Raw genomic sequence first — 20,584 nt, 5'->3', positions numbered from 1 at the left:
TTCTACCTCGGCACTGATTGAGACTCTTTTTAGGTGGCTCAACGTTAGAAACTGGGTCTAAATGCCCATAAACGCTGTGTCACCACCTTAATTTCTTTGGCTTGTTTATTATTGCCATTCTCATTATTTCCATTATTATTGTTAGGCGTGCTGTTATTCGCATTATTCCCTACTGCCGCGCTAGCGTCAGTCGCAATTTTACTAATCAATACGGTTGCAAACCGTTGTCTTTGTTGACCAAGACTTGCACTATCCGTTGCGGTAATAAGCGCCATAAAGGCTTGGCTATCGACTGCAAGCAGTGGTTTTAACGCCTTTCGCTGATCATCATTTAAGCTGCTCAACATCGGCAATTTCCACACATCATCGATAGAGGCTAACGCCTGCTTTGCCCGCATATCGACCAATCCCTGCATCTGCTGGCTGGTTGCGCCATCTATCAGTGCAGCCAGCAAAACTGGACTGGCAGTATTGACATTAATAGGCACATAATAAGGAACCGCCGTAATATAAGGACGTAGTGCCGCTAGTACTTCAGCATTTACCCCTCGAATCTCTTGTAATTGATCGACACTCACCAATGCTTGATTGGGCAAAGTCTTACTCGCTGAGCCACTTGATTGCTGAGAATAAACCACACTCTCATCACCACCGTCTTGGTAAACGTCGCTATCTGTATCTTGATAATCAAGAACAGCAATGGCAATATCAGGTTCTAGATTTAATTGTGTCAACAGTCTTTGAAATATGGCTACAGCGGCACTATCAACCGCGCCATTCTGATATAAATTATTAATATTAAAACGACTGGCTTCATCACGCAATTCGATACTGATGCTATGATTAGCTAAAAGATAAGGCGGTAATGGCTGCGCCCAAATATCTTGCTCGCTATCTGTGTCATTCAGCTTATCGTCAGCACGAATCATCGTGATGGCCAATTGCTGACCAGCATTGATATCTTGTGACAGCTGATTTTGATCAAACAATAAACCGCTACGCCTAATAGCAATCTTTTGACTGGCAAGCATTGCCCCCGCCACCACGGTAATACTGACCACCAATAGTAAGATAGTGAGCAGCGCTACTCCGCGCTGAGAGTGCGCTGTCATTGACTTAAGCCGCCTTTATTATTGACCCAGTGGTACATTTTAAATATTACTTCCTGCATTGTTATTTACATTGCTATTCGGGTTGTCATTATTAGTATTATCACTACTATCGTTATTGCCATTATTAGCAGCATTGTTATTGCTTTTGTTGGTATTGTTAATTGGTATTGGTTGGGGAGCAAGCGCCCACTGCCAAGTGATGGGCATATCCTGATAAGTAAAATTGACAGCAATGCCTTTCGGCAATAAAACCACTGCTGGCTTGGCGCTTACGGCATTGGCCGTTTGCCCAGAGGTTGTATTTGTACTGCTATTGCCGTTATTACTGCTGTCTGCATTAGGAAATTTGGTGCTCAGTTCAGGTAAATATGCTTGCCAACGCCCTGCGGTGATGCCTTCTAACAATACACTGTCTAGGCTGATGCTATCGCGCCCACCATCGATGCTGGTATATTGGCGGCGAATTAAACGCTCATCTGCAAAAATGTATTCGATATGCTGGACACTCATGCTACTTTGATAACGTGGATCGGGGTCGGCAAAACGAACAAAGCTGACATGCTCACCATCCAAGCTCATAAAAGGCTCAGGCACTGTTTCATTGGCTTGGGCACTATTGTTTGTGCTATCACTGGCATTTGTACTGTTATTTGTCACACTGATATTTTGAGTATTTGGTATTTGATAAGGGATAATTTGACCCATGTCTTGCTGTAGCTGCAAATAAGCATATTGCAAAACAGCTAAGTTATCAGCATGAAATTGTGCACGTTCTCGGGCGCGGTTGACGCTATCAAACACCTGCCAGCCAGCCACCGCCAGCATCGCAAATATTGCCATGGCAACCATCAATTCAAGTAGCGTAAATCCACGCTGCGACTTCACGGATTGCCTCCAGACTGCCCTGCAATATCAGCGCCCAAACTGCTTAAGTCCAAACTACCAATGTCTTGCTCCGCATTGCTCAATATTACATTGATATCAGTCACGGTGGTGCGCGTCTGTCCATCTATAATGGGTGCGACAGCGATATTCACCTCTTTTAAAGCAGGCGTAATGGCATCACTGACCGTCATCACTACTTGCCAATCACGCCCTTGAGCATTGATTGTTTGTGTGCGATTGGCCGTCAGCCAAGTCTCTTGAATACGCAAATCAGCGGCCGCATTCTGTGCGACAAAATGTGCCAGTGTGCGTGTGCGTAAGACATCCACTGAGCTGAGATACGCACTACTGGCACGGCTAGCAGCCACAGCAACAACCGCTAAAATCGCTAACGCTACCATTACCTCAATCAGAGTAAAGCCGCTTTCATGCTTTGATAGCATTGGCTTTTTGTTTATATCAGCAGATATAATGCCATCCTTATCTATCATCAGTTACAGCCCTTGTCCGATTGTCATACTACCATCAGGCATAATGGTAATGACCTCGCCCACCAGACGCGAATTGTGCAGCACCTCAATGGTGACAGGCGTTGCTTGCCCTGTACCAAACCATAATATTTGTGGGACTGCTTGATTGGCAAACCAAGGCTGCAATGTTTGTCCCTGTTCAGGCATTGATAGGTTGCCAGCCTCCAAGCTTTGCACCCTTAAACTAACCCCAGCAGGTAACTCCGGCAAACTGACTTCTGGCTCAATCTCCCAGCTAGGCACTGGCTGTTGCTTTCCCATCGCCCCCGACATACTTGTCAGATCAGCAGACAATTCCATCGAATTTTTAGACGTGCTGTCCATGCTATTTGACGGGATCTCATTGGTCTGATAGGCAATATAAGGATTTGATAAAGTAACAATCACAGGAGCTACCTGACCTTGTTTATCTGCTTGTAAACTTAAACCCATCGGCTGCATACGCTCAGCAGACAACAACCGTACATAGCTCAGTGAATCCGTTAAATGCTCATAAAAAGCACGGTTTTTACGCGATTCACTACTACCCACCGACAAGCTCATCATGCCGGCAAAGATAGATAGAATAACGACCACCACTACAATTTCGACAAGGGTGAATCCCTGTTGTGCCTGAGCAAGGCTTGAGGATTTATAAGGGGAAACGTAAGCGTTTTGTACTGGAAAGGATTTATGCTGATAAACAAGAGGTAAGAGATATCTATCCGTGTTTTTATGTTGCAAATATTGATGACTTAAGTGTGAATAGCAAGTGACCGCTGAGCTGGACGGAGTCTTGGCAGTGACCGGCATATTGCACCTATAAACCTATAAGTAGGTTGTGGTATGAAGAATAAAACTATGATTGGGCGGTACAGCTGGTAAGCATGTATCCATTTTTAGCATGGATGCACCGTGCTGCGATAACGAATATAGCAACACGAATTTAAAAAATTTGGGTTAAAAGACCATAAGTTAAACAAAGATATTAATAACTGGTATTACGGTGCTCTTCTGACTCAGTATCGATTTGCTCGACCAACTCCTGCATATCTTCATCCATCACCTCATCGTCAGCCGCAGGATAATGGCTCGGCAACTCAAGCATTTGCTGAACGAAGGCATAACGTAGGGTATCACGGCGACCCAAATACCGCTGGTAAAAGCTTGAATTTAATAGTCCAGCACCGCCCTGACCCATCGCCCAAATCGAGGACAAATAGTCGCGCGTGCTCAAACTACTGTGCTGCTCTTGTAAATACGCACTGATAATGTCAATCAAGCGTTTCATACGCTGACGGCGAATATCATATAGCTCACCAAACAAGCGATTAAGACCCGTCACTGATGCCGCCAAACGCTCTTCGATTTGATTGAGCAACATAGCTTTTTGTGGGTTGAATAACTGCTGAAAGATCATACGAGCAACGCCTGCTGATGGACAATCATCAATACGATTAATCTCAAACAGTTGTTCTTCATAGCGGATAATAATACGCAAATATAGTTCATCTTTACTGGAGAAATGCTTATACAGTGTACCTTTAGCCAGATCAAGCTGGTCTGCCAAACTGTCTAAAGTAATATCACCATCGCCTGACTCAAGTAGCAATTGCTCTGCCATCGCTAAGATATTCTCTTCTCGTGCCTTGAACTGATGCTGACGACTCATAATCTCTCCTAAAACCTGACAAGATTAAGCATATGACCATCGTGTGGATGAATGCATCGGCGACAAGCGTATAACATCATACAAAGTCTGCTCGAAAACCACCAAAGGAGATATGCTTATGTTTGCTAAATAGTCATTGATAATCATAGGCTTACGCTCCACATCATAAATACAAATAACGTAAAGCAATAGGACTGTATCATAAATGACTGAGTGGTCATAGCATAACCATTTTAGTGATACTGTGCCAGTAAATTCTCAAAGTTTTTTGCAGTTAATGCCCCAACATCATTGCTACTACAGCCATACATCTCTGCCAGACAACTGGCGACATACGGTACGTAGGCAGGCTCATTCGGTCTACCACGCTTGGGCACCGGTGCTAGATAAGGGCTATCGGTTTCGATAAGCAGTCTATCTCTAGGCATGTTTTTTGCTGCATTTTTAATCATTTGAGCACTCTTAAAGCTAACAATGCCCGAAAATGAGATATAAAACCCTAAGTCAAGTGCACGCTTGGCCGTCTCCCAATCTTCGGTAAAACAATGAATAATACCGTGCTCAGCGCCTTCTGATTTTAGGATATCAATCGTATCTTCTTTGGCATCACGCATATGAATGACGAGTGGCTTTTGCAGGCTTTGACTGGCATGAATATGGCGAGCAAGACTGGCTTGCTGCTCTTTTTTGTTTTCCGTTGACCAGTAATAATCTAATCCTGTCTCCCCAATCGCCCATACATGGTCGGCATCAGCCGTTTCGATCAAACGTTCAACTGTCGCTGATTGCAAGACACTAATATCTTCACAAGGATGAATACCGACGCTCATGCCAAGATTTAGCGCCTCATCGCTATAGGTGCTGACAATATGAGCAATCTCATCATATTCGGCAAAATCACACATAATCGCCATTGCCCGAGTGACATTGGCAGCTTTCATCGCGTCAATCGCGCCAGACAATTTACCATCATACTTGGTTAAATCTAAGCGATTAAGATGGCAATGGCTATCAGTAAACATAAGTAATCTCGTTAATAAAAATGAATAAAATGTGTTAGAACAATAACTTATAACATAAAATTAGTAGTCGTAAGAGCATTAATTGCTCTGATAAGTGCGCTTTTCAAGTCATGATTAGCAAACTTATTTTTAGTACAAAGGCAGCTTTTAATGAAGCGGCACCACTCGCATTACTTCTTCTATGGTCGTCACCCCTTCACTAATACGCTTTGCACCCGATAAGCGCAGTGGCTGCACACCTTCGCGGTACGCTTGCTGCTTAAGCACATCTAAATTGGCATCGGCGGCGACCAGTTTTTTTAGCTCATTTGACAACGGCATGATCTCATATAGACCAACGCGACCTTGATAGCCCGTATGGCGACAATGCTCGCAGCCTTGCGCCGTATAAATTTGCGCTGGAGCGTACGCACGCCAAGGCTGAACCAGTTCCTGCCACTGAACAGCAATTTCACTGTCTGGGATCACGTCTAGGGCTTTTTTGCAATGCGGACATAACGTTCGTAGCAAACGCTGCGCCATGACGCCTAATATCGTCGCTGAGGTTAAAAACGGCTGAATGCCTAAATCATGCAAGCGAGTAAGTGAGCTTGGTGCATCATTGGTATGCAACGTCGAGAGTACCAAATGTCCAGTGAGTGATGCTTGTACTGCCATATTGGCGGTTTCGGCATCGCGAATCTCACCAACCATAATAATATCTGGGTCTTGGCGCATCAAAGAGCGAATACCATCTGCAAAATGCAAATCAACGCCTGGATTGACCTGCATTTGGTTGAAAGCTGGTTCAATCATCTCGATGGGATCTTCAATCGTACAAACATTAACTTGTTCTGTGGCGAGCTGCTTAAGCGTACTGTACAACGTCGTGGTTTTACCAGAACCCGTTGGCCCTGTGACCAAAATAATACCATTTGGATGCGCGGTCAGCTCATGCCAAGTATCGAGCTGCTTACCTGACAAACCAAGCTGAGCAAACGAGCGCACCAGCACTTCAGGATCAAATACCCGCATCACCAGCTTTTCGCCAAAGGCCGTCGGCATCGTCGATAAGCGCAGCTCAGTTTCCAGACCCTTTGGCGTACGGGTTTTCAACCTGCCATCTTGTGGTTTGCGTTTTTCTGCCACATTCAGTCGTCCTAATATTTTAATCCGCGCCGTCACCGCGACAATGATTGCCAAAGGCATCTCATAGACGGTATGTAGCACGCCATCGATACGAAAACGGACTTTACCCGTCTCACGGCGAGGCTCTAAATGGATATCACTGGCTCGCTGCTCAAAAGCATATTGCAACAACCAATCGACAACTCTGACAATATGTTGATCGTTAGCATCAGGGTTGGTATTGTCGCCCAGTTGCAATAATGCCTCAACATTGGTGACATCAGCCGCCGCCCGCTTATGGACACTATTTGCTCCTGCAATCGCTTGGGTGACTTGGTAAAACTCTTGACGGTAGCGATTGATTTGCTCAGGATTGATATAAACCGTACGATAGCTTTTAGACTTGATTAATTTTTCGATACTTGTCTGCCACTCAGTACAAAACGGCTGGTCTGTACCGATGACGACTTCATCATTCGTCACTTCAATGGGCAAAATATGCTGTGAGCGGGCATATTCAAAGGACATCAGTTGAGTGACGGCTGGGACATCGACTTTTAACGGGTCAATACGGACAAGTGCCATGCCTGCTTTGGCAGCCAACCATTGATTCAACCATACCAAAGTCAATTTATGCTCAACATTTTTATCCAGTGCATGACCGTTTGGCAGACCAAATTCACTGATGGTCAGGAGTGGATGCTGCGCTTTATCACGGCGGCTCGTCATCACTAAATTGTAGCCACGCTGATCAATCACCTTATCTGCCAACAGTTCATCTAAGCACCAACGTAAATCAATCACGATTGAATATTTCTGAGCAGACATATTTTTCTTCTTTTATTATTGATGCATTATTTATTGATGCGTTATTTATTGAGAAGTGATTTATGGATAATTCATGCGGCAGTAATGGCGTCACTGGGCACTAAAAGCTCACTTTGACAACAGCCGTTATCTGCAATTGCCCTGATTCTATCAACTGGAAGCTCACATCGGCAGACTTATAACGCATGACAAACGGCGTATTTATCTCCGCGCGACGATAAGCTGGACGCGGGTCTTGCGCAATTAATGCTTTAATAATCTCGATATCGGAAATAAGCAATTGCTCTTGCATTTGTTGAATAAGCGTCGCTACACTATCATTTTTTGCATGAATAGCTTTCTTATTATTTTTATTCTCAGTCTCAGTCCCATTGTCATTGTCATTTTTATCGCATCGTCCAGCATCAACCAACGTCATAAATTGCTCGTAAGCAGACTCCGTGATAATTATCTCTAATAAATCTGGCGCAGTTGGCGCAAACCCACTTTTTGCATCACTGAGCGCATCGCTATAAGCGACATAGGGCTTAATATCGATAATCGGCGTACCATCTATCATATCGGCACCGCTAATAATAAGTAACACGCGCCCATCACAAACCTTGATACTTTCAAGCTTAACGACAGATAACCCAAGCGCTGAAGGTCGATACATACTGCGACTGGCGAATACCCCTATTTTTTGATTGCCACCGAGCCTTGGTGGGCGGACTTGCGCACGAAAGCCAGTGCCGCCTTTGCCAATATGAGTGTCTTTATTGGTATAGTTATGATGAAACTGCCAACTGATCCAGATATGGCTGAACGCGTCTAAACCGGCAAATGCTGCTGGCGAGTCATAAGGCGCTATCATCTCAATGATACTGGTGAGCGCAACCAAATTCGGCTGGCGTGGCGCACCAAATTTCTGTGATAGCGGCGCACGATGGTAGCCAATCATTGGCGCATGGTGGTAACCCGCCAAAGAGATATTATCATCGGACATCATGTTTCTCCAAAAAGCCGTTCAATAGTAAGCATCTGCTTTTATGAGAACGTTTAGCGCATATTATTCAGTGATACAAAATTACTCACTAACGATATTCCATTTTATCATGCCGCATCGCCGCTGCTAGACGGATTTTTATTTTAAATTTTGGTATTATGAGCCATAAATTCGATGAGAGCCTTTATTTTTCAACCCTTATAAGCCATCTACAGCAACAGCCATTTTCGTGGTTTGACAGGTGACAGATTCAGTCGTATCTATCCTTAGACCTTATCAGTCCCTCTCCTGATTTTAAATGCTTAATAAGGTGTTAGAATATCGCCCCATCACATTGGTTAAAACATCGGCTATGCTACTTACTTTGCGTGACAGAGGTTTTAAACGATTGGCTGTTCCAATAGTGATTGAAAATTTACTACCCTTCTATACCCTTTTTCATTGAAAATTTTAATTTAACACTCATTTAAACTTAATAAAACCGATAGCAACTTATTAACGAGGACTTTATGTCAAAACTTCGCACCGAAACGGTCACAGAGGTTCATCACTGGAATGACGCTCTATTTAGCATCAAGACAACTCGCGACGATGGCCTGCGCTTTCGTAATGGCGAATTTGCGATGATCGGAATCGTTGTCGATGGCAGACCGCTATTGCGCGCTTATTCGATTGCTAGCCCGAACTACGAAGATCACTTAGAATTCTTTTCTATCAAGGTTCAAGATGGCCCATTAACCTCGCGCTTGCAGCATATCAAAGTCGGTGACGAGCTGTTGGTCAGCAAAAAACCAACGGGCACTTTGGTACTAGATGATTTACTGCCTGGCAAAAACCTTTATATGCTCTCTACAGGCACTGGACTGGCGCCATTTTTATCGTTGGCACGTGATCCTGAAGTCTATGAACGCTTTGAAAAAATCATCTTGGTACATGGTGTGCGCCATGTCGATGATTTGGCGTATCGTGATATGTTTGAAAACGAATTACCTAACGACGAGATCTTTGGTGAATGGTACCGTGAAAAATTCATCTACTACCCAACAGTGACTCGTGAGGATTTCAAAAATCAAGGTCGCGTGACTGACTTAATGACCTCAGGAAAGCTCTTTGAAGACATTGGCTTACCACCGATGAATAAAGAAGACGACCGTGTCATGATCTGCGGTAGCATGCCATTTAATGCTGAAGTTTCAGCGATTTTGGACGATTTTGGTTTGACTGTTTCACCACGCATGGGTGTTCAAGCAGATTATGCCGTTGAGCGCGCTTTTGTAGGCTAAAGCATTTTTTTGATTTAATTGAAAATTATATCAAATAATTCTTGACGGATAAAAATAGGCTGCTATAATACGCAGCCTATACAGAGTTAACCCTGTAGCCCAATTCGATAATCTCTATCTAATAGACCTTATCTTCTAACATGCCAGTGTGATGGAATTGGTAGACATGACGGATTCAAAATCCGTTGCCTAATAAGCGTGTCGGTTCGAGTCCGACCACTGGTACCAATATTAGTAACAAATCAGCCTCCTCATCAGGAGGTTTTTTTGTGCCGGTAATATTATTGCTATACTTACTTCTCTATTTCAGATTGCAGCACCGCAATTATCTTAATGGGCACGGCAAACTCCCACGGCATGCCAGCATTACAATAAAAATGTCCGTCACGAAATGATACGATATAAGCCGTAAAATCATTACCACAATGATCCATCATTGCTTGCTCATCACTATCATCACAAACCGCACACCATACTTTTTTATCGCCGCGTGCTAGCATCGCCCTTGTTAAATCGCTCCCTTTTAGTTCATTATTCATCATCAGCTCCTTAGTCATTCTAAACTCTCTAACATCAAGCTCTTAAAGAGTTAATTTTACCAAAACTCCATTTTCGATCTTGGCATGAGCGATAAGTAATGTCTTTTTTACATGGTCATAGAGGCGCACAAGGCATTACTTATTGTTTTATAATCATCCATTAGCGCGGATACTATATTGTAAAACACCAGAATCAAAACTGTAACATCTAAATGTGAGATTTATGACAAACGGTGAGGTGGATACGACAGGTGGTGCAAGAGTACAAATGAGTTTGATTTACAGTAGACTTAGATAATTCAATAGCAGAAATATGTTTGCTAAATACGATTTTTTTGAATTAATACCTCTGTTTATCATTAACTAACTCTATGATATATAAGATTTATGACATATAAAATTATTCATATATCATTGCTAGTGTCCTGCTAACCTAGCAAAGGAGTCTATCGATAAATCCAAATTTTGACACTCAATCAAAGCGCTTGAATCAGGTAAAATAGTGAGTATGACAACTTCTATAAATGCTAGCCCTCGTAAAATCATTCATATAGACATGGATGCTTTTTATGCCAGTGTGGAGCAGCGTGACTTTCCTGAACTGCGCGGTAAGCCACTGGTGGTTGGTGGCGATCCAAGTGGTCGCGGCGTGGTCGCAGCAGCCAGCTATGAGGTGCGTAAATTTGGTGTACGCTCTGCCATGTCTTGTTATGAGGCGCGTAAACGTTGCCCAGAAGTCATTTTTGTTAGACCACGTTTTGAGGTTTATCGCGCAGTTAGTAGCGATATTCGCCAGATTATGTACCGCTTAACGCCACATGTTGAACGATTGTCTCTAGATGAGGCGTATCTCGATGTTACAGGGCTCCAAGTCCATAAAGGCTCAGCTACCTTGATGGCGAACTGGCTAAGGGCACAAATACTAGCGCATACTGGGTTAACCGCCTCAGCAGGTGTGTCGTTTAACAAGATGTTGGCTAAAATTGCTTCTGATATCAATAAGCCCAATGGTACGGCTATCATCACGCCAGCGGATGCTGATGCCTTTATCAGTACGCTACCTATCGAGCGCTTTCATGGTATTGGCAAAGCCACTGCCAAGCGCTTACATGCGATGGGTGTAAGTACTGGCGCGGATCTCAAGCGAATGCAAGCGGCTGTCTTGGTGCAGGAGTTCGGCAAGCGTGGGCAGTTTTATCACGATATTGCCCATGGGCGTGATGAGCGTGCTGTCAAATCTGAGCGTGCGCATAAATCTGTGGGTTCTGAGACCACATTCAAAGACAATCTAAATGATAACCATGAATTACGTATACAAATTTATGAACAGAATGCCGATGCCTTTCATCAACTACAACAAAAACAGCTGGTCGCCTATACCATTACTCTAAAAGTTAAATACGCAGACTTCACTCAAATCACCCGCTCACACACGCTATCGACTGCCTTTAACAGTGCTGATTCTGCCCATTATTGGTTGGACAAACTGTTTTTAGACATTCCTCGTGAGCTACCTATCCGCTTAGTCGGTGTTACTTTCTCTTCATTAACACCTGCCGCCCAATTGTTGCCGCAGTTAAATTTGTTTGAATAACATACTGACGCTCATCGCTTTTGTTAATTATTCATTCTAACAATTAATGCTTAGGCTATTTAATGTACAAGCCGTTTTGTGCGCATGAGTCGTTACTAAACTGTCCTTTCATGACATCGTTTCTGCTACAATTACGCCAAAATTTACATTCATTTAAAGATTGATTATGACCGATTTTCACACTATAGACCCTACTACTGCCGCCTCAATTGATGCCGAAAAAAACAACAATGATTTGAATTATTTGAGCGTTGATGACTATGATTATGAGCTGCCAGATAGCCTGATTGCACGCTATCCTCTCTCACAGCGTTCTGCCTCAAAACTTTTGTATTTGCCCGCCAATAATCAAAAAGACTCTACGCTTGTAGAAGATCGCTTATTCACTGAGTTACCTGAGTTATTAAATGAAGGTGATTTGATTGTATTTAATGATACAAAGGTGATGAAAGCACGCCTCTTCGGGCAAAAGGACACTGGCGGTAAGCTTGAAGTATTGATTGAACGCTTGGTTGATATCTCAGATTTAGAGACAGCGACTTTATATGTAGAGGCTGAAAAATCTGTAGAAGCTGCAAATGACAAACCCGTGAATCAAGAACATATTGCACTTTGCCATGTTAAAGCCAGTAAAGCGCTCAAACTTGGACAACACTTGCAGCTTGCTGACGGTCATATGAAGGCGGTGATGATTGGTCGTCAAGACAACTTATTTATTTTAGCGTTTGATGCGCCGATCTTGCCGCATTTAGAGCTTTATGGTGAGCTACCTATTCCCCCCTACTTTGAACGCCATGCGGATGAGACAGACAATACTCGTTATCAAACGGTTTTTCATGATCCAACCAAGCTTGCGAGTGTGGCTGCACCGACTGCAAGCTTACACTTTGATGAATCGGTACTGAGTGAACTTGCGGCAAAAGGTATTCGTACGGCTTTTGTGACTTTACACGTTGGCGCTGGTACATTTGCGCCAGTAAAAACGGACAACCTGCTCAATCACACCATGCATAGTGAGTATGCACATTTACCACAAGCAACCGCTGAGCTCATCAATCAAACCCATGCGAACGGTAAACAAGTCATCGCTATTGGCACCACGGTCACACGCGTGCTCGAAACGGCTTATCAAAAAACAGCCGTTAATGGGCAGCCTCTCTCCAGCTGGTCAGGTGACACTGATATATTCATTTACCCAGGGTTTAAGTTTGGTGTGATAGATCGACTGTTGACCAATTTCCATTTACCCAAATCAACGTTGTTAATGCTGGTGTCGGCATTTTCGGGTAAAGATGCCATTGAGCATGCTTATCAACATGCGATTAAAGAACACTATCGCTTCTTTAGTTATGGCGATGCAATGCTGCTGGATAGAAAGCGAGATTAAACAATACTCAAACATTTTTTGTATTGTCCACAACAGTTGTGAAATAAACTGGTAAACTAAATGGTATTTTGTTATAACAGCACAGATAACTTATATCTTAAAGGTCTGCACATGTCTTGTCATTTATCTCATCGGTTGACTACGGTACATCGCGCGGTCTCGATGGCACTACTTTGTTCCGTAGGCTATGCGGCTCTCGTATCGAGTGCACAAGCTGCAACGATTGGTAAGACTGTTGTGACCTCTGCCCAGCATGAACCGCTAGCTGCGAGCATTGTGGTCAGTGATATCCGAGCCGCTGACTTTTCAGCAAGTTTGGCAAACTCTACTATTTATCAGCAAATGGGCTTGGCCCAAACTGATTCGATGACCGTACGTTTTAAACCTACCTCAGCGACCAGCGGTCAAGTATTTATTACTACCTCAAAACCTGTATCTACACCTTTTGCTGATGTGGTTTTAAACATAAATGATAAGGGTCAACGCAACGTCATTCCCAAGACATTGTTGATGCCGCTCAATAGCCGTCTGCCCATTGACACGCCTAAAAATATCGTTACTGGCGCAAAAAAACCGAATCTACCCAGTGTGTCCTCTAATACGGCTAAACCGTTGACCGTTAGAGAAGGTGCACCGCCGCCATTAACATTATCACCCATACTAGCGACTACTCACTCGTCAACGAGCGAGTTGGTGGCGTCTAAATTGCCAGTACCTAATATCCAAGCGCCTACAACGACTCCTACCTCGCAAGGCAACAATCTTGCTTATGCGCCTAGCCGACTAGATAACGGTCGTCTAAACAACGTTAACAATACTCTTAACGCTAACGACAATAATCGTAATCCAACCAGTCGATTAGACAATGGTCGCTTGAGTGCAAATGGCAACGTTACCACAATGGGTAACAGCAATATCGACCTCAATTCTGCTAAGAATGTAGCGAATGATACAGCCCTAGTCAATAACAAGACCATGCCAATAGATAATAGTCTATCAGCGACAGCTGTCACTGATAAACAGCTCGATATTTTGAATATTCAAGTCACTCGCCAGATACAGCCGAGTAGCAAATCAGAAGCTGGCATGATGGCTGCTTCTCCTATTATGCCAACGCCGAGTGACAACAAAGCAAGTACACCAAAAGCCAGTCTTGACACTAGCAATACAGCTGTCGCCACTGTCCCATCTAGTGTCACCAACAACGCCTCTATCAGTACGGCAGCCAGCACTACTACTGCGTCCCAATATCAAGTACAGCGCAACGATAGTCTATGGGTTATTGCACAGCAAATTGCGCAAGAAAATGACCTAGACATTCAAACAGTAATGAAGCAGATTCAAACGCAAAACCCTGATGCCTTTATTAATAAAGACGCGGGTCAACTCAAAGCGGATGCCAAGCTTAGCTTGCCCAGTTACGATGTTGTACCATCACAACAAAAACTAGAAGCGGCGATTGAGGCGCAAAGACAATATAGCCGCAGAGCAAACTCACCTGTGGTAAAAAAGGCTGCCAAAGCACCCTCTAAAAAACCGTCTGAAACAAATCAAGTCGCTAAACAGCGTAAAAAACCCATGATTACTAAAACACAAACTCTGCCAAAAGCACAATTTTCAGTGCTCGCACCTGGTCGTAATGGCAACGCAGATGGCACCCAAGCAACATCAGCAGCGGCAACAGGTAATGGTCTCAGCACAGATATATTAGCCACGCTCAAGGCCTCAAGACAAAGTACAGCAGCCCAAGCTCAGCAGCTGTCAAAAACCAGCAGTGCACTTGATAGCTATACGAGAAAAATTCAATTACAAAACCAAAAACTGGCTGAGCTCCAAGCTCGTCTCAAAAAACTACGCAATCAATAATTGCCTAACTGATCAACGCAGTGTGCTGTGATCATAGGCGTGGGAGTAACTATGGACAATATGCTATATATCATCGCCGGATTGGTACTTATTCTAATAGTAGCCGGTTTACTATTGTACAAAAAGAAAGCGCAAAAGCCCTCAGCGCAGCCGGGCATGAGTACCGCTACGCCAGCTCCGATGCCAAAAACGGATCACAACACTCCTGCCCAAAGCCACAAAGATGATGACAATAAGTTTGATCATATTACGATTGCCCAGCGCTTCATGGATCAACAGCGTTATGACAAAGCCATTGAAACCCTCAGTCGCGGCCTAAGCGAAAAACCGAATGATGGTCAATTATCTGTTAAATTACTCAGCATCTACGCGACTATTAATCAGCCAGAGAACTTTAACAAAGTTTATGATGCCATCAAGACGCAAAGCGACCCAAAAAGTCTTGCGCTAGCTGATGAGTTAAAAGCTTTATTTTCGGAAGAGCAGAATCAAGTCGCAGCAAAAGAGGCACCCGTAGAAGATAATAGCCATTTTGAAAGCATAGATTTTGACTTACCGATTAATCAAATCGATAGTAAGAACGCGCCATCTGATCAGCCAGCAACCTCTGAAGACAACCGTAGTACGCTGATTGATGACAGCATGTCTAATTCGGCAGTGACAAACACATCTTATGAGGCCAATCTTACTAGCGACAATGTAGAGGATAACTTTGATCTTACGCTGAGTGATTTAGAGAGTAATATTAGCGCATCTGAGGCGACTGATACGGCACCAGTCACGTCATCATTAGAGATGACAGATGATGAAATCTTGAACACTGCCAATATCGACATAACTGATAATGATGTCGCGGTGTCCGCAGAAGATAATGATCTCAATGATCTTAGTGATTTTGACTTCAGCTTTGATTCATCTGAAGAAACTGATGCGCAGGCAACGGATTCTGTCATTCCAGACCGCCCTGATAGTATTAACGATGAAATGACGCTAGAAGATGACGCGTTCATTTTAGACTTTGATGATCTAGCAACTGATGTCGATAAAGATATTGACGAGACTTCTGAAGCATTGTCTATCAACACTGTCCAGAATGACGAAGAAAATGATTTCACTTTGTCTTTAGACAGTCTCGATGCGCCAAACAACATAGAAACATTAACAGAAAGCGAAGTGCCTGTACTTGAAGAAAATAGTGATAATGATAACTTCATTATTGAAGAAGGTCGTTTCGAAACTGAAAGCTTTGAAACTGAAAGCTTTGAAACTGAAAGCTTTGAAAGTATTAATCTCGAAGCACAATCGCTTGATAATAATGATTCAGAATATGCTCTTTCTGAAGAATCTAGTGTCACACCGACAGCCCCGCTGCTATTCGATGATAACTCTTTATTAGACAATGAATTCGATACTCACTCTTCAACAGCACTCAGCCCAGTTGCTCCAATTGAGGACGAGTCTACCCTTACAGCCGAAGATGCCGCTGAAACAGCAGAAGACTTTTCCTCACGCTTTGCGGCCGACTTTGACTTTGTGAAATCATTAGATAGCACTCAAGTTACGCTAGATTTGGCAGGCCAATATTTACAATTGGGTGAATACGACAGTGCCAAACGCTTATTGAATGAGGTATTAATTCAGGGCACTAGTGAGCAACAGAACCAAGCAAAAGTATTACTAGATCGTACTGCGTAAAAGCCCCATCGTTCTTTGGTCAGCAAGTATTCTATAACACTAAGAATACTTGCTGATTTTTTTTGCATTTAACCTTTATACTATTTATTATTACTGAGCGCTATTAGCATCCAACCTTAAACTCTCTTTTTTATCACATACTTCTTTATTACGGCTCATACTATGCCATTTCCTGCTATGACAAATACATTATCCAATCCTGTCAAAATCATTTATGCTGGCGGTACTTTTGGTAGCTATGGACGACCCTTAGCACCGTTATCAGCAGAAGCATTCTTACCGACTTTACAAAAGCTATTGACTGACCAAGATAACGCTAACCACTTGCCTCAAATCTCATGGCTGGATAACACCTTAATTAAAGACAGTAGCCAACTTACCCCTAACGACTTTGTACATTTTTATCAGCTTTTGCTAGCAGCCTATGCACAAGGCGACAGGCGTTTTGTGCTCATCACTGGTACAGATACTTTGAGTTATTTGGGTGCGTTTTTAGCAGAAGCGTTTGCTGGCAGTGATATTTGTATAGTCGTCACTGGTAGTATGCGCCCACTGTTAGACAGCGAGGTGATACATTCCTATGATATCGATGACCATAGCGACGCATGGGATAACCTCAGCGATTCACTAAAACTGGCTGCTGCTGGTGAGTCGGGTGTGAAGATTGCTTTTGGCGGTGAGTCTTGGCCTGCGCAAACGGTACAAAAAATTCATAGCCATGATTTGATGGCATTTGCGGGTCACTCCAGAGCCGCCTATCCTGCCAATAGTTATATCAAAAACTTACCGGATACCCGCCGCCAGCATTGGCTCGATGATCAGCAAGCAATGATTAACCATATCGAATCTCGAGCTGAGCAAGCACGCATTCATGCTTTATATTGCTTGCCAAACGACACTGAGGTAATGACTAGCCAGCTACAGGCGTTATTATCACAGCCGCCATGTGGCATTATTCTATTAGGATTTGGCGCAGGTAATGTTCCTTATTCACAAGCGCTAGCAGAGGCACTAGAGCTTGCTTATAAAAATGGCCACATGGTGATATGCGCTAGCCAGTCTCCATTTGGCGGTGTCAGTGACAGCTATGCGGCTGGTAGTTGGCAATATGAGTATCATGTGATTGCTGGCGGACGCTTAACGATTCCTGCTATCTATGCACGATTATTATGGCTATTGCTGCGTTATGACAATCCCACTCGGCGCAGACAGCGTTGGTTGAACAATGTCAATCAGGCGGGCACCACTATTAAGAAACGTTAGACTATCGTTAAATATATTTACTTTATAAGAACCAATACCAATCATGTCCAATACCAATCATGTCCGAGATTAACATGTCCGAGATTAACAGCAGCAACGCTGAAACGCCCACAACCTATACATTAGCCATTGCAATTGAGTTCTTGGGCACGCGCTATCATGGCTGGCAGCGACAACGAGAAGTATTAGGCGTACAAGAAGCGTTAGAAACCGCTATCGGTAAAGTCGCAAATGAGGCGGTAGAGGTCGTCGCGGCTGGTCGTACCGATGCAAGCGTTCATGCCAGCAATATGATTGCCCACTTTACGACACGTGCCTATCGTCCTACTCATAACTGGCTGCGCGGGGTAAACAGTCTATTGCCTGATGATATCGCCCTGCGGTGGATTCAACCAATGCCTGACGACTTTCATGCGCGTTTTGGTGCCATTGCCCGTCGCTATCGCTACATCACGCTGAATCAAGCACAGCGCCCTGCTATTTTGAATCACCAAGTCACTCACATCTATGAACCGCTCGATTTAGCAGCGATGCAACTGGCGGCGGCTGAGATCGTCGGTACCCACGATTTTAGTAGCTACCGCGCCGCTGCTTGCCAGTCTAATCAGCCAGTACGCTCAGTCAGTCACGCAAGACTCTTTGCTCATGGTCAGTTTATCGTTTTTGACATTCAAGCAGATGGATTTTTGCATCATATGGTCCGCAACTTAATGGGCACCTTGTATGCCATCGGTCGACACGAGTTGCAGCCAGAAGCCTTTTTAGATATTTTAGCCAAAAAAGATCGTACTATCGCACCGCCTACTGCCTCTGGTGATGGTCTATATTTTATCAATGCTTACTATCCTGAGCATTTTCAACAACGACTGCCAAATGCTCCTTTAACCCCTCTTTGGCTAAATTTACCTGACTGAATAAATAGAAGTTGGCATACATAACGGTTACAGGCTGTCAAGTAAAAACCTAGTGCTGTATTGCTTTAATCCGCTAACTTACGTATAATATGGGCTTATTTTTAATTGATTGATACCAACTATGGCAAAAGACGATATTATTGAATTTGAAGGCGAAGTCATTGACACCCTTCCAAATACCCTGTTTAGAGTTCGTTTAGAAAACGGACACGAAATCATTGCTCACATCTCAGGTAAAATGCGCAAGCATTATATCCGTATCTTGACAGGTGATAAAGTTAAGGTCGAAATGACACCTTATGACCTATCAAAAGGTCGTATTACTTATCGTGGCAAAAACTAATTTCTTATAAACTAAAATGGTTATAAAAGCATTTATATAAATACAGCTGGCTTGCTAAATGGCTTCTTTTCGCTGATAGCTGATATAGACGCTTGGGTGGTTTAACTGATAATAATAATGAAAATGCTAACCTGCTCATTATTGCCTATCAATATTTTAGTGATTCAGTCTTAGTTATTTGTTTTTATCATAAAAAATACCGCTAAATTTCAGCGGTATTTTTTTGTCTAAATGTTATGAGTTGACTTACTTTCAAATTTTTAAATCATGATTAATAAGTAGCATGATTAAGAAATAGTGAGGCATTATTTAAACTCGACAGTCGCACCGTTTTGGATCACCCCTAGCAAAGCAAGTGCATCCCAATTTGTCAGGCGTATACAACCCGCTGAAGCTTGACGGCTGATACCATCAGGATCTGGTGAGCCATGAATACCATAAGAAGGCTTACTAAGCCCGATCCATACCGAGCCCACTGGATTATTAGGGCCAGGTGGAAGAATAGACTTGCTACCGTCTTTAGCAGTATAAGTATAATTAGGCTCATGTACCTTCACCTCTACCGTATGCGTCCCTGTTGGTGACGGTGTTGCCGTACTACCTACTGTGGTCGGATAGCTGGCAACTAAGTTGTCTTTATCATCATAGGCATATAGCGTTTCAGTGGCTTTATCAGCAACGACTCGACTGACAGGCTTGGTATTTGGATTGCCAGGATTATAAACTGTGATGGTTTCACCCGCCGTAAAGCTAGCCTTAGGGTTTAACGCTTTGAGATAGCTTTCACTAATATGGAATTTTTCTGCTAGCCCTTCCGTGATGCTCTCGTAATACAATCCCTCAAGTTTGGATTTGGCTTCAGCACCAGCTGGTATTTCTGTCATTTTAATATTAACATCCGCATCAGTTATCTGATAGCTGACTAGCACTGGCTGCACCGTGAGCTCTTCATTCTTTGTCAGCGCTTGCCATGTTTCGTTGGTTAGCGTGTCAGTGACTGCCAAACCATTTGCTTGTTGAAACGCTTGCATGGCCTTGCGGGTATTTTTGCCCCAATAACCATCAACAGGGCCTACACCATTGTGATGCCAATTTAATAAGGCTTGCAATTTAGTACCAATGACACGGTCGATATTCATCCCCTCTTTCCAAGTGGCATCATTCACCTTTTGCGCAGCAACTGATAAATTGTCTGTCGTATACTTGATAGTAGGTAGGAATTTGTTCGAAGCATTTGCGGTTTTGCTATCACGTGCTAGCTTTTGGCTAACGCCATTGGTCACAGGGCTGACTTCTTCAATAGCATTAGCATTCGCCTTATTAGCATTATTAGCATTATTTTTGCTAATACTGGCTTCATCGTTATTGGTCGGTGTTTGGTTGTCAGAGTTATTGGTCGTTGCTTGATTGTTAGCATTGACACTATCCAGTGGTGCTGCAACGCTCTGCCCCATGAAAACTGCCGTAGAAAAACCAATCATCGCTACTGCTGTGCTGATTTTTTTTAATTGATACACCTCATGCTCCTAATTTTTTATAAAAATAATAAGTTTTATTTTGTTATGTTGTCATCAAGGCTT

At 43.3% G+C, this 20,584-nt stretch carries 18 protein-coding genes and 1 tRNA gene; 9 read left to right on the top strand and 10 right to left on the bottom strand.

Annotated elements, in window-relative coordinates:
* Window positions 1–44: 44 nt before the first annotated feature.
* The 8 genes from gspK to tsaA all read right to left on the bottom strand — a co-directional run bounded on the left by gspK (window position 45) and on the right by tsaA (window position 8,120).
* Window positions 45–1,112 (bottom strand): type II secretion system minor pseudopilin GspK, encoded by a 1,068-nt coding sequence (gene gspK / locus JMW85_RS05605; RefSeq protein ID WP_201581165.1) that lies wholly within the window; start codon window positions 1,110–1,112, stop codon window positions 45–47.
* A 39-nt stretch (window positions 1,113–1,151) separates the two neighbouring features.
* Window positions 1,152–1,997 (bottom strand): type II secretion system minor pseudopilin GspJ, encoded by an 846-nt coding sequence (gspJ, locus tag JMW85_RS05600; RefSeq protein WP_201581164.1) that lies wholly within the window; start codon window positions 1,995–1,997, stop codon window positions 1,152–1,154.
* Window positions 1,994–2,488 (bottom strand): type II secretion system minor pseudopilin GspI, encoded by a 495-nt coding sequence (gene gspI / locus JMW85_RS05595; RefSeq protein ID WP_201581163.1) that lies wholly within the window; start codon window positions 2,486–2,488, stop codon window positions 1,994–1,996. Before gspI ends, gspJ begins: the two co-directional genes overlap by 4 nt.
* Before the next feature lie 3 nt (window positions 2,489–2,491).
* Window positions 2,492–3,319 carry a prepilin-type N-terminal cleavage/methylation domain-containing protein gene (locus JMW85_RS05590; RefSeq protein WP_227681674.1) on the bottom strand — a complete coding sequence of 276 codons (828 nt, stop codon included), beginning with the start codon at window positions 3,317–3,319 and terminating at the stop codon, window positions 2,492–2,494.
* Between the two features lie 175 nt (window positions 3,320–3,494).
* Window positions 3,495–4,178, bottom strand: a complete 684-nt coding sequence (locus JMW85_RS05585; RefSeq protein ID WP_045446854.1) for a TetR/AcrR family transcriptional regulator — start codon at window positions 4,176–4,178, stop codon at window positions 3,495–3,497.
* A 233-nt stretch (window positions 4,179–4,411) separates the two neighbouring features.
* Complete coding sequence (locus JMW85_RS05580) at window positions 4,412–5,200, bottom strand: TatD family hydrolase (RefSeq protein ID WP_201581162.1); 789 nt, start codon at window positions 5,198–5,200, stop codon at window positions 4,412–4,414.
* A gap of 147 nt (window positions 5,201–5,347) precedes the next feature.
* Window positions 5,348–7,135 carry a GspE/PulE family protein gene (locus tag JMW85_RS05575; RefSeq protein WP_055124271.1) on the bottom strand — a complete coding sequence of 596 codons (1,788 nt, stop codon included), beginning with the start codon at window positions 7,133–7,135 and terminating at the stop codon, window positions 5,348–5,350.
* A gap of 100 nt (window positions 7,136–7,235) precedes the next feature.
* Window positions 7,236–8,120, bottom strand: a complete 885-nt coding sequence (gene tsaA, locus JMW85_RS05570) for a tRNA (N6-threonylcarbamoyladenosine(37)-N6)-methyltransferase TrmO (RefSeq protein ID WP_201581161.1) — start codon at window positions 8,118–8,120, stop codon at window positions 7,236–7,238.
* Between the two features lie 509 nt (window positions 8,121–8,629).
* Between tsaA and JMW85_RS05565 the strand changes: the two genes are divergently transcribed.
* Window positions 8,630–9,403, top strand: a complete 774-nt coding sequence (locus JMW85_RS05565) for a ferredoxin--NADP reductase (protein ID WP_045452050.1) — start codon at window positions 8,630–8,632, stop codon at window positions 9,401–9,403.
* A gap of 142 nt (window positions 9,404–9,545) precedes the next feature.
* Window positions 9,546–9,631, top strand: a tRNA-Leu gene (locus tag JMW85_RS05560).
* A gap of 65 nt (window positions 9,632–9,696) precedes the next feature.
* On the opposite strand, the gene JMW85_RS05555 is transcribed toward JMW85_RS05560, so the two are convergent.
* Window positions 9,697–9,942 carry a hypothetical protein gene (locus JMW85_RS05555; RefSeq protein ID WP_045446843.1) on the bottom strand — a complete coding sequence of 82 codons (246 nt, stop codon included), beginning with the start codon at window positions 9,940–9,942 and terminating at the stop codon, window positions 9,697–9,699.
* Window positions 9,943–10,450: 508 nt separating this feature from the next.
* Between JMW85_RS05555 and dinB the strand changes: the two genes are divergently transcribed.
* The 7 genes from dinB (at window position 10,451) to infA (ending at window position 19,004) form a co-directional block, all read left to right on the top strand.
* A complete protein-coding gene (gene dinB, locus JMW85_RS05550; protein WP_201581160.1) occupies window positions 10,451–11,536 on the top strand; it encodes a DNA polymerase IV in 1,086 nt (361 codons plus the stop codon).
* A gap of 166 nt (window positions 11,537–11,702) precedes the next feature.
* Complete coding sequence (gene queA, locus JMW85_RS05545; RefSeq protein ID WP_087815025.1) at window positions 11,703–12,923, top strand: tRNA preQ1(34) S-adenosylmethionine ribosyltransferase-isomerase QueA; 1,221 nt, start codon at window positions 11,703–11,705, stop codon at window positions 12,921–12,923.
* A gap of 111 nt (window positions 12,924–13,034) precedes the next feature.
* Window positions 13,035–14,789, top strand: coding sequence for a type IV pilus assembly protein FimV (locus JMW85_RS05540; RefSeq protein WP_087815026.1), 1,755 nt, complete (start codon window positions 13,035–13,037; stop codon window positions 14,787–14,789).
* A 51-nt stretch (window positions 14,790–14,840) separates the two neighbouring features.
* Window positions 14,841–16,484, top strand: a complete 1,644-nt coding sequence (locus tag JMW85_RS05535; protein ID WP_201581159.1) for a FimV/HubP family polar landmark protein — start codon at window positions 14,841–14,843, stop codon at window positions 16,482–16,484.
* A 177-nt stretch (window positions 16,485–16,661) separates the two neighbouring features.
* Window positions 16,662–17,747, top strand: coding sequence for an asparaginase (locus JMW85_RS05530; protein WP_201581254.1), 1,086 nt, complete (start codon window positions 16,662–16,664; stop codon window positions 17,745–17,747).
* Window positions 17,748–17,821: 74 nt separating this feature from the next.
* Window positions 17,822–18,661 (top strand): tRNA pseudouridine(38-40) synthase TruA, encoded by an 840-nt coding sequence (gene truA / locus JMW85_RS05525; protein ID WP_201581158.1) that lies wholly within the window; start codon window positions 17,822–17,824, stop codon window positions 18,659–18,661.
* Window positions 18,662–18,782: 121 nt separating this feature from the next.
* A complete protein-coding gene (gene infA, locus JMW85_RS05520) occupies window positions 18,783–19,004 on the top strand; it encodes a translation initiation factor IF-1 (protein WP_045446828.1) in 222 nt (73 codons plus the stop codon).
* 305 nt (window positions 19,005–19,309) lie between these two features.
* On the opposite strand, the gene JMW85_RS05515 is transcribed toward infA, so the two are convergent.
* Window positions 19,310–20,521 (bottom strand): L,D-transpeptidase family protein, encoded by a 1,212-nt coding sequence (locus JMW85_RS05515; RefSeq protein WP_201581157.1) that lies wholly within the window; start codon window positions 20,519–20,521, stop codon window positions 19,310–19,312.
* Window positions 20,522–20,584: the final 63 nt, after the last annotated feature.

Source organism: Psychrobacter glacincola (genome assembly GCF_904846075.1).
Lineage (GTDB): Bacteria > Pseudomonadota > Gammaproteobacteria > Pseudomonadales > Moraxellaceae > Psychrobacter > Psychrobacter glacincola_C.
The sequence above is the reverse complement of the archived record's forward strand: the minus strand, read 5'-3'. Positions and strand labels throughout refer to the sequence as shown.

Excerpts from the sequence above, each read along its gene's own strand:
- truA (WP_201581158.1), top strand. The coding sequence starts at position 17,822 with ATGTCCGAGATTAACAGCAGCAACGCTGAAACGCCCACAACCTATACA.
- JMW85_RS05530 (WP_201581254.1), top strand. The coding sequence starts at position 16,662 with ATGACAAATACATTATCCAATCCTGTCAAAATCATTTATGCTGGCGGT.
- JMW85_RS05555 (WP_045446843.1), bottom strand. The coding sequence starts at position 9,942 with ATGAATAATGAACTAAAAGGGAGCGATTTAACAAGGGCGATGCTAGCA.
- tsaA (WP_201581161.1), bottom strand. The coding sequence starts at position 8,120 with ATGTCCGATGATAATATCTCTTTGGCGGGTTACCACCATGCGCCAATG.
- gspI (WP_201581163.1), bottom strand. The coding sequence starts at position 2,488 with ATGATAGATAAGGATGGCATTATATCTGCTGATATAAACAAAAAGCCA.
- gspK (WP_201581165.1), bottom strand. The coding sequence starts at position 1,112 with ATGACAGCGCACTCTCAGCGCGGAGTAGCGCTGCTCACTATCTTACTA.
- JMW85_RS05580 (WP_201581162.1), bottom strand. The coding sequence starts at position 5,200 with ATGTTTACTGATAGCCATTGCCATCTTAATCGCTTAGATTTAACCAAG.
- JMW85_RS05565 (WP_045452050.1), top strand. The coding sequence starts at position 8,630 with ATGTCAAAACTTCGCACCGAAACGGTCACAGAGGTTCATCACTGGAAT.
- JMW85_RS05535 (WP_201581159.1), top strand. The coding sequence starts at position 14,841 with ATGGACAATATGCTATATATCATCGCCGGATTGGTACTTATTCTAATA.
- JMW85_RS05590 (WP_227681674.1), bottom strand. The coding sequence starts at position 3,319 with ATGCCGGTCACTGCCAAGACTCCGTCCAGCTCAGCGGTCACTTGCTAT.
- JMW85_RS05575 (WP_055124271.1), bottom strand. The coding sequence starts at position 7,135 with ATGTCTGCTCAGAAATATTCAATCGTGATTGATTTACGTTGGTGCTTA.
- infA (WP_045446828.1), top strand. The coding sequence starts at position 18,783 with ATGGCAAAAGACGATATTATTGAATTTGAAGGCGAAGTCATTGACACC.
- JMW85_RS05540 (WP_087815026.1), top strand. The coding sequence starts at position 13,035 with ATGTCTTGTCATTTATCTCATCGGTTGACTACGGTACATCGCGCGGTC.
- dinB (WP_201581160.1), top strand. The coding sequence starts at position 10,451 with ATGACAACTTCTATAAATGCTAGCCCTCGTAAAATCATTCATATAGAC.
- JMW85_RS05585 (WP_045446854.1), bottom strand. The coding sequence starts at position 4,178 with ATGAGTCGTCAGCATCAGTTCAAGGCACGAGAAGAGAATATCTTAGCG.
- queA (WP_087815025.1), top strand. The coding sequence starts at position 11,703 with ATGACCGATTTTCACACTATAGACCCTACTACTGCCGCCTCAATTGAT.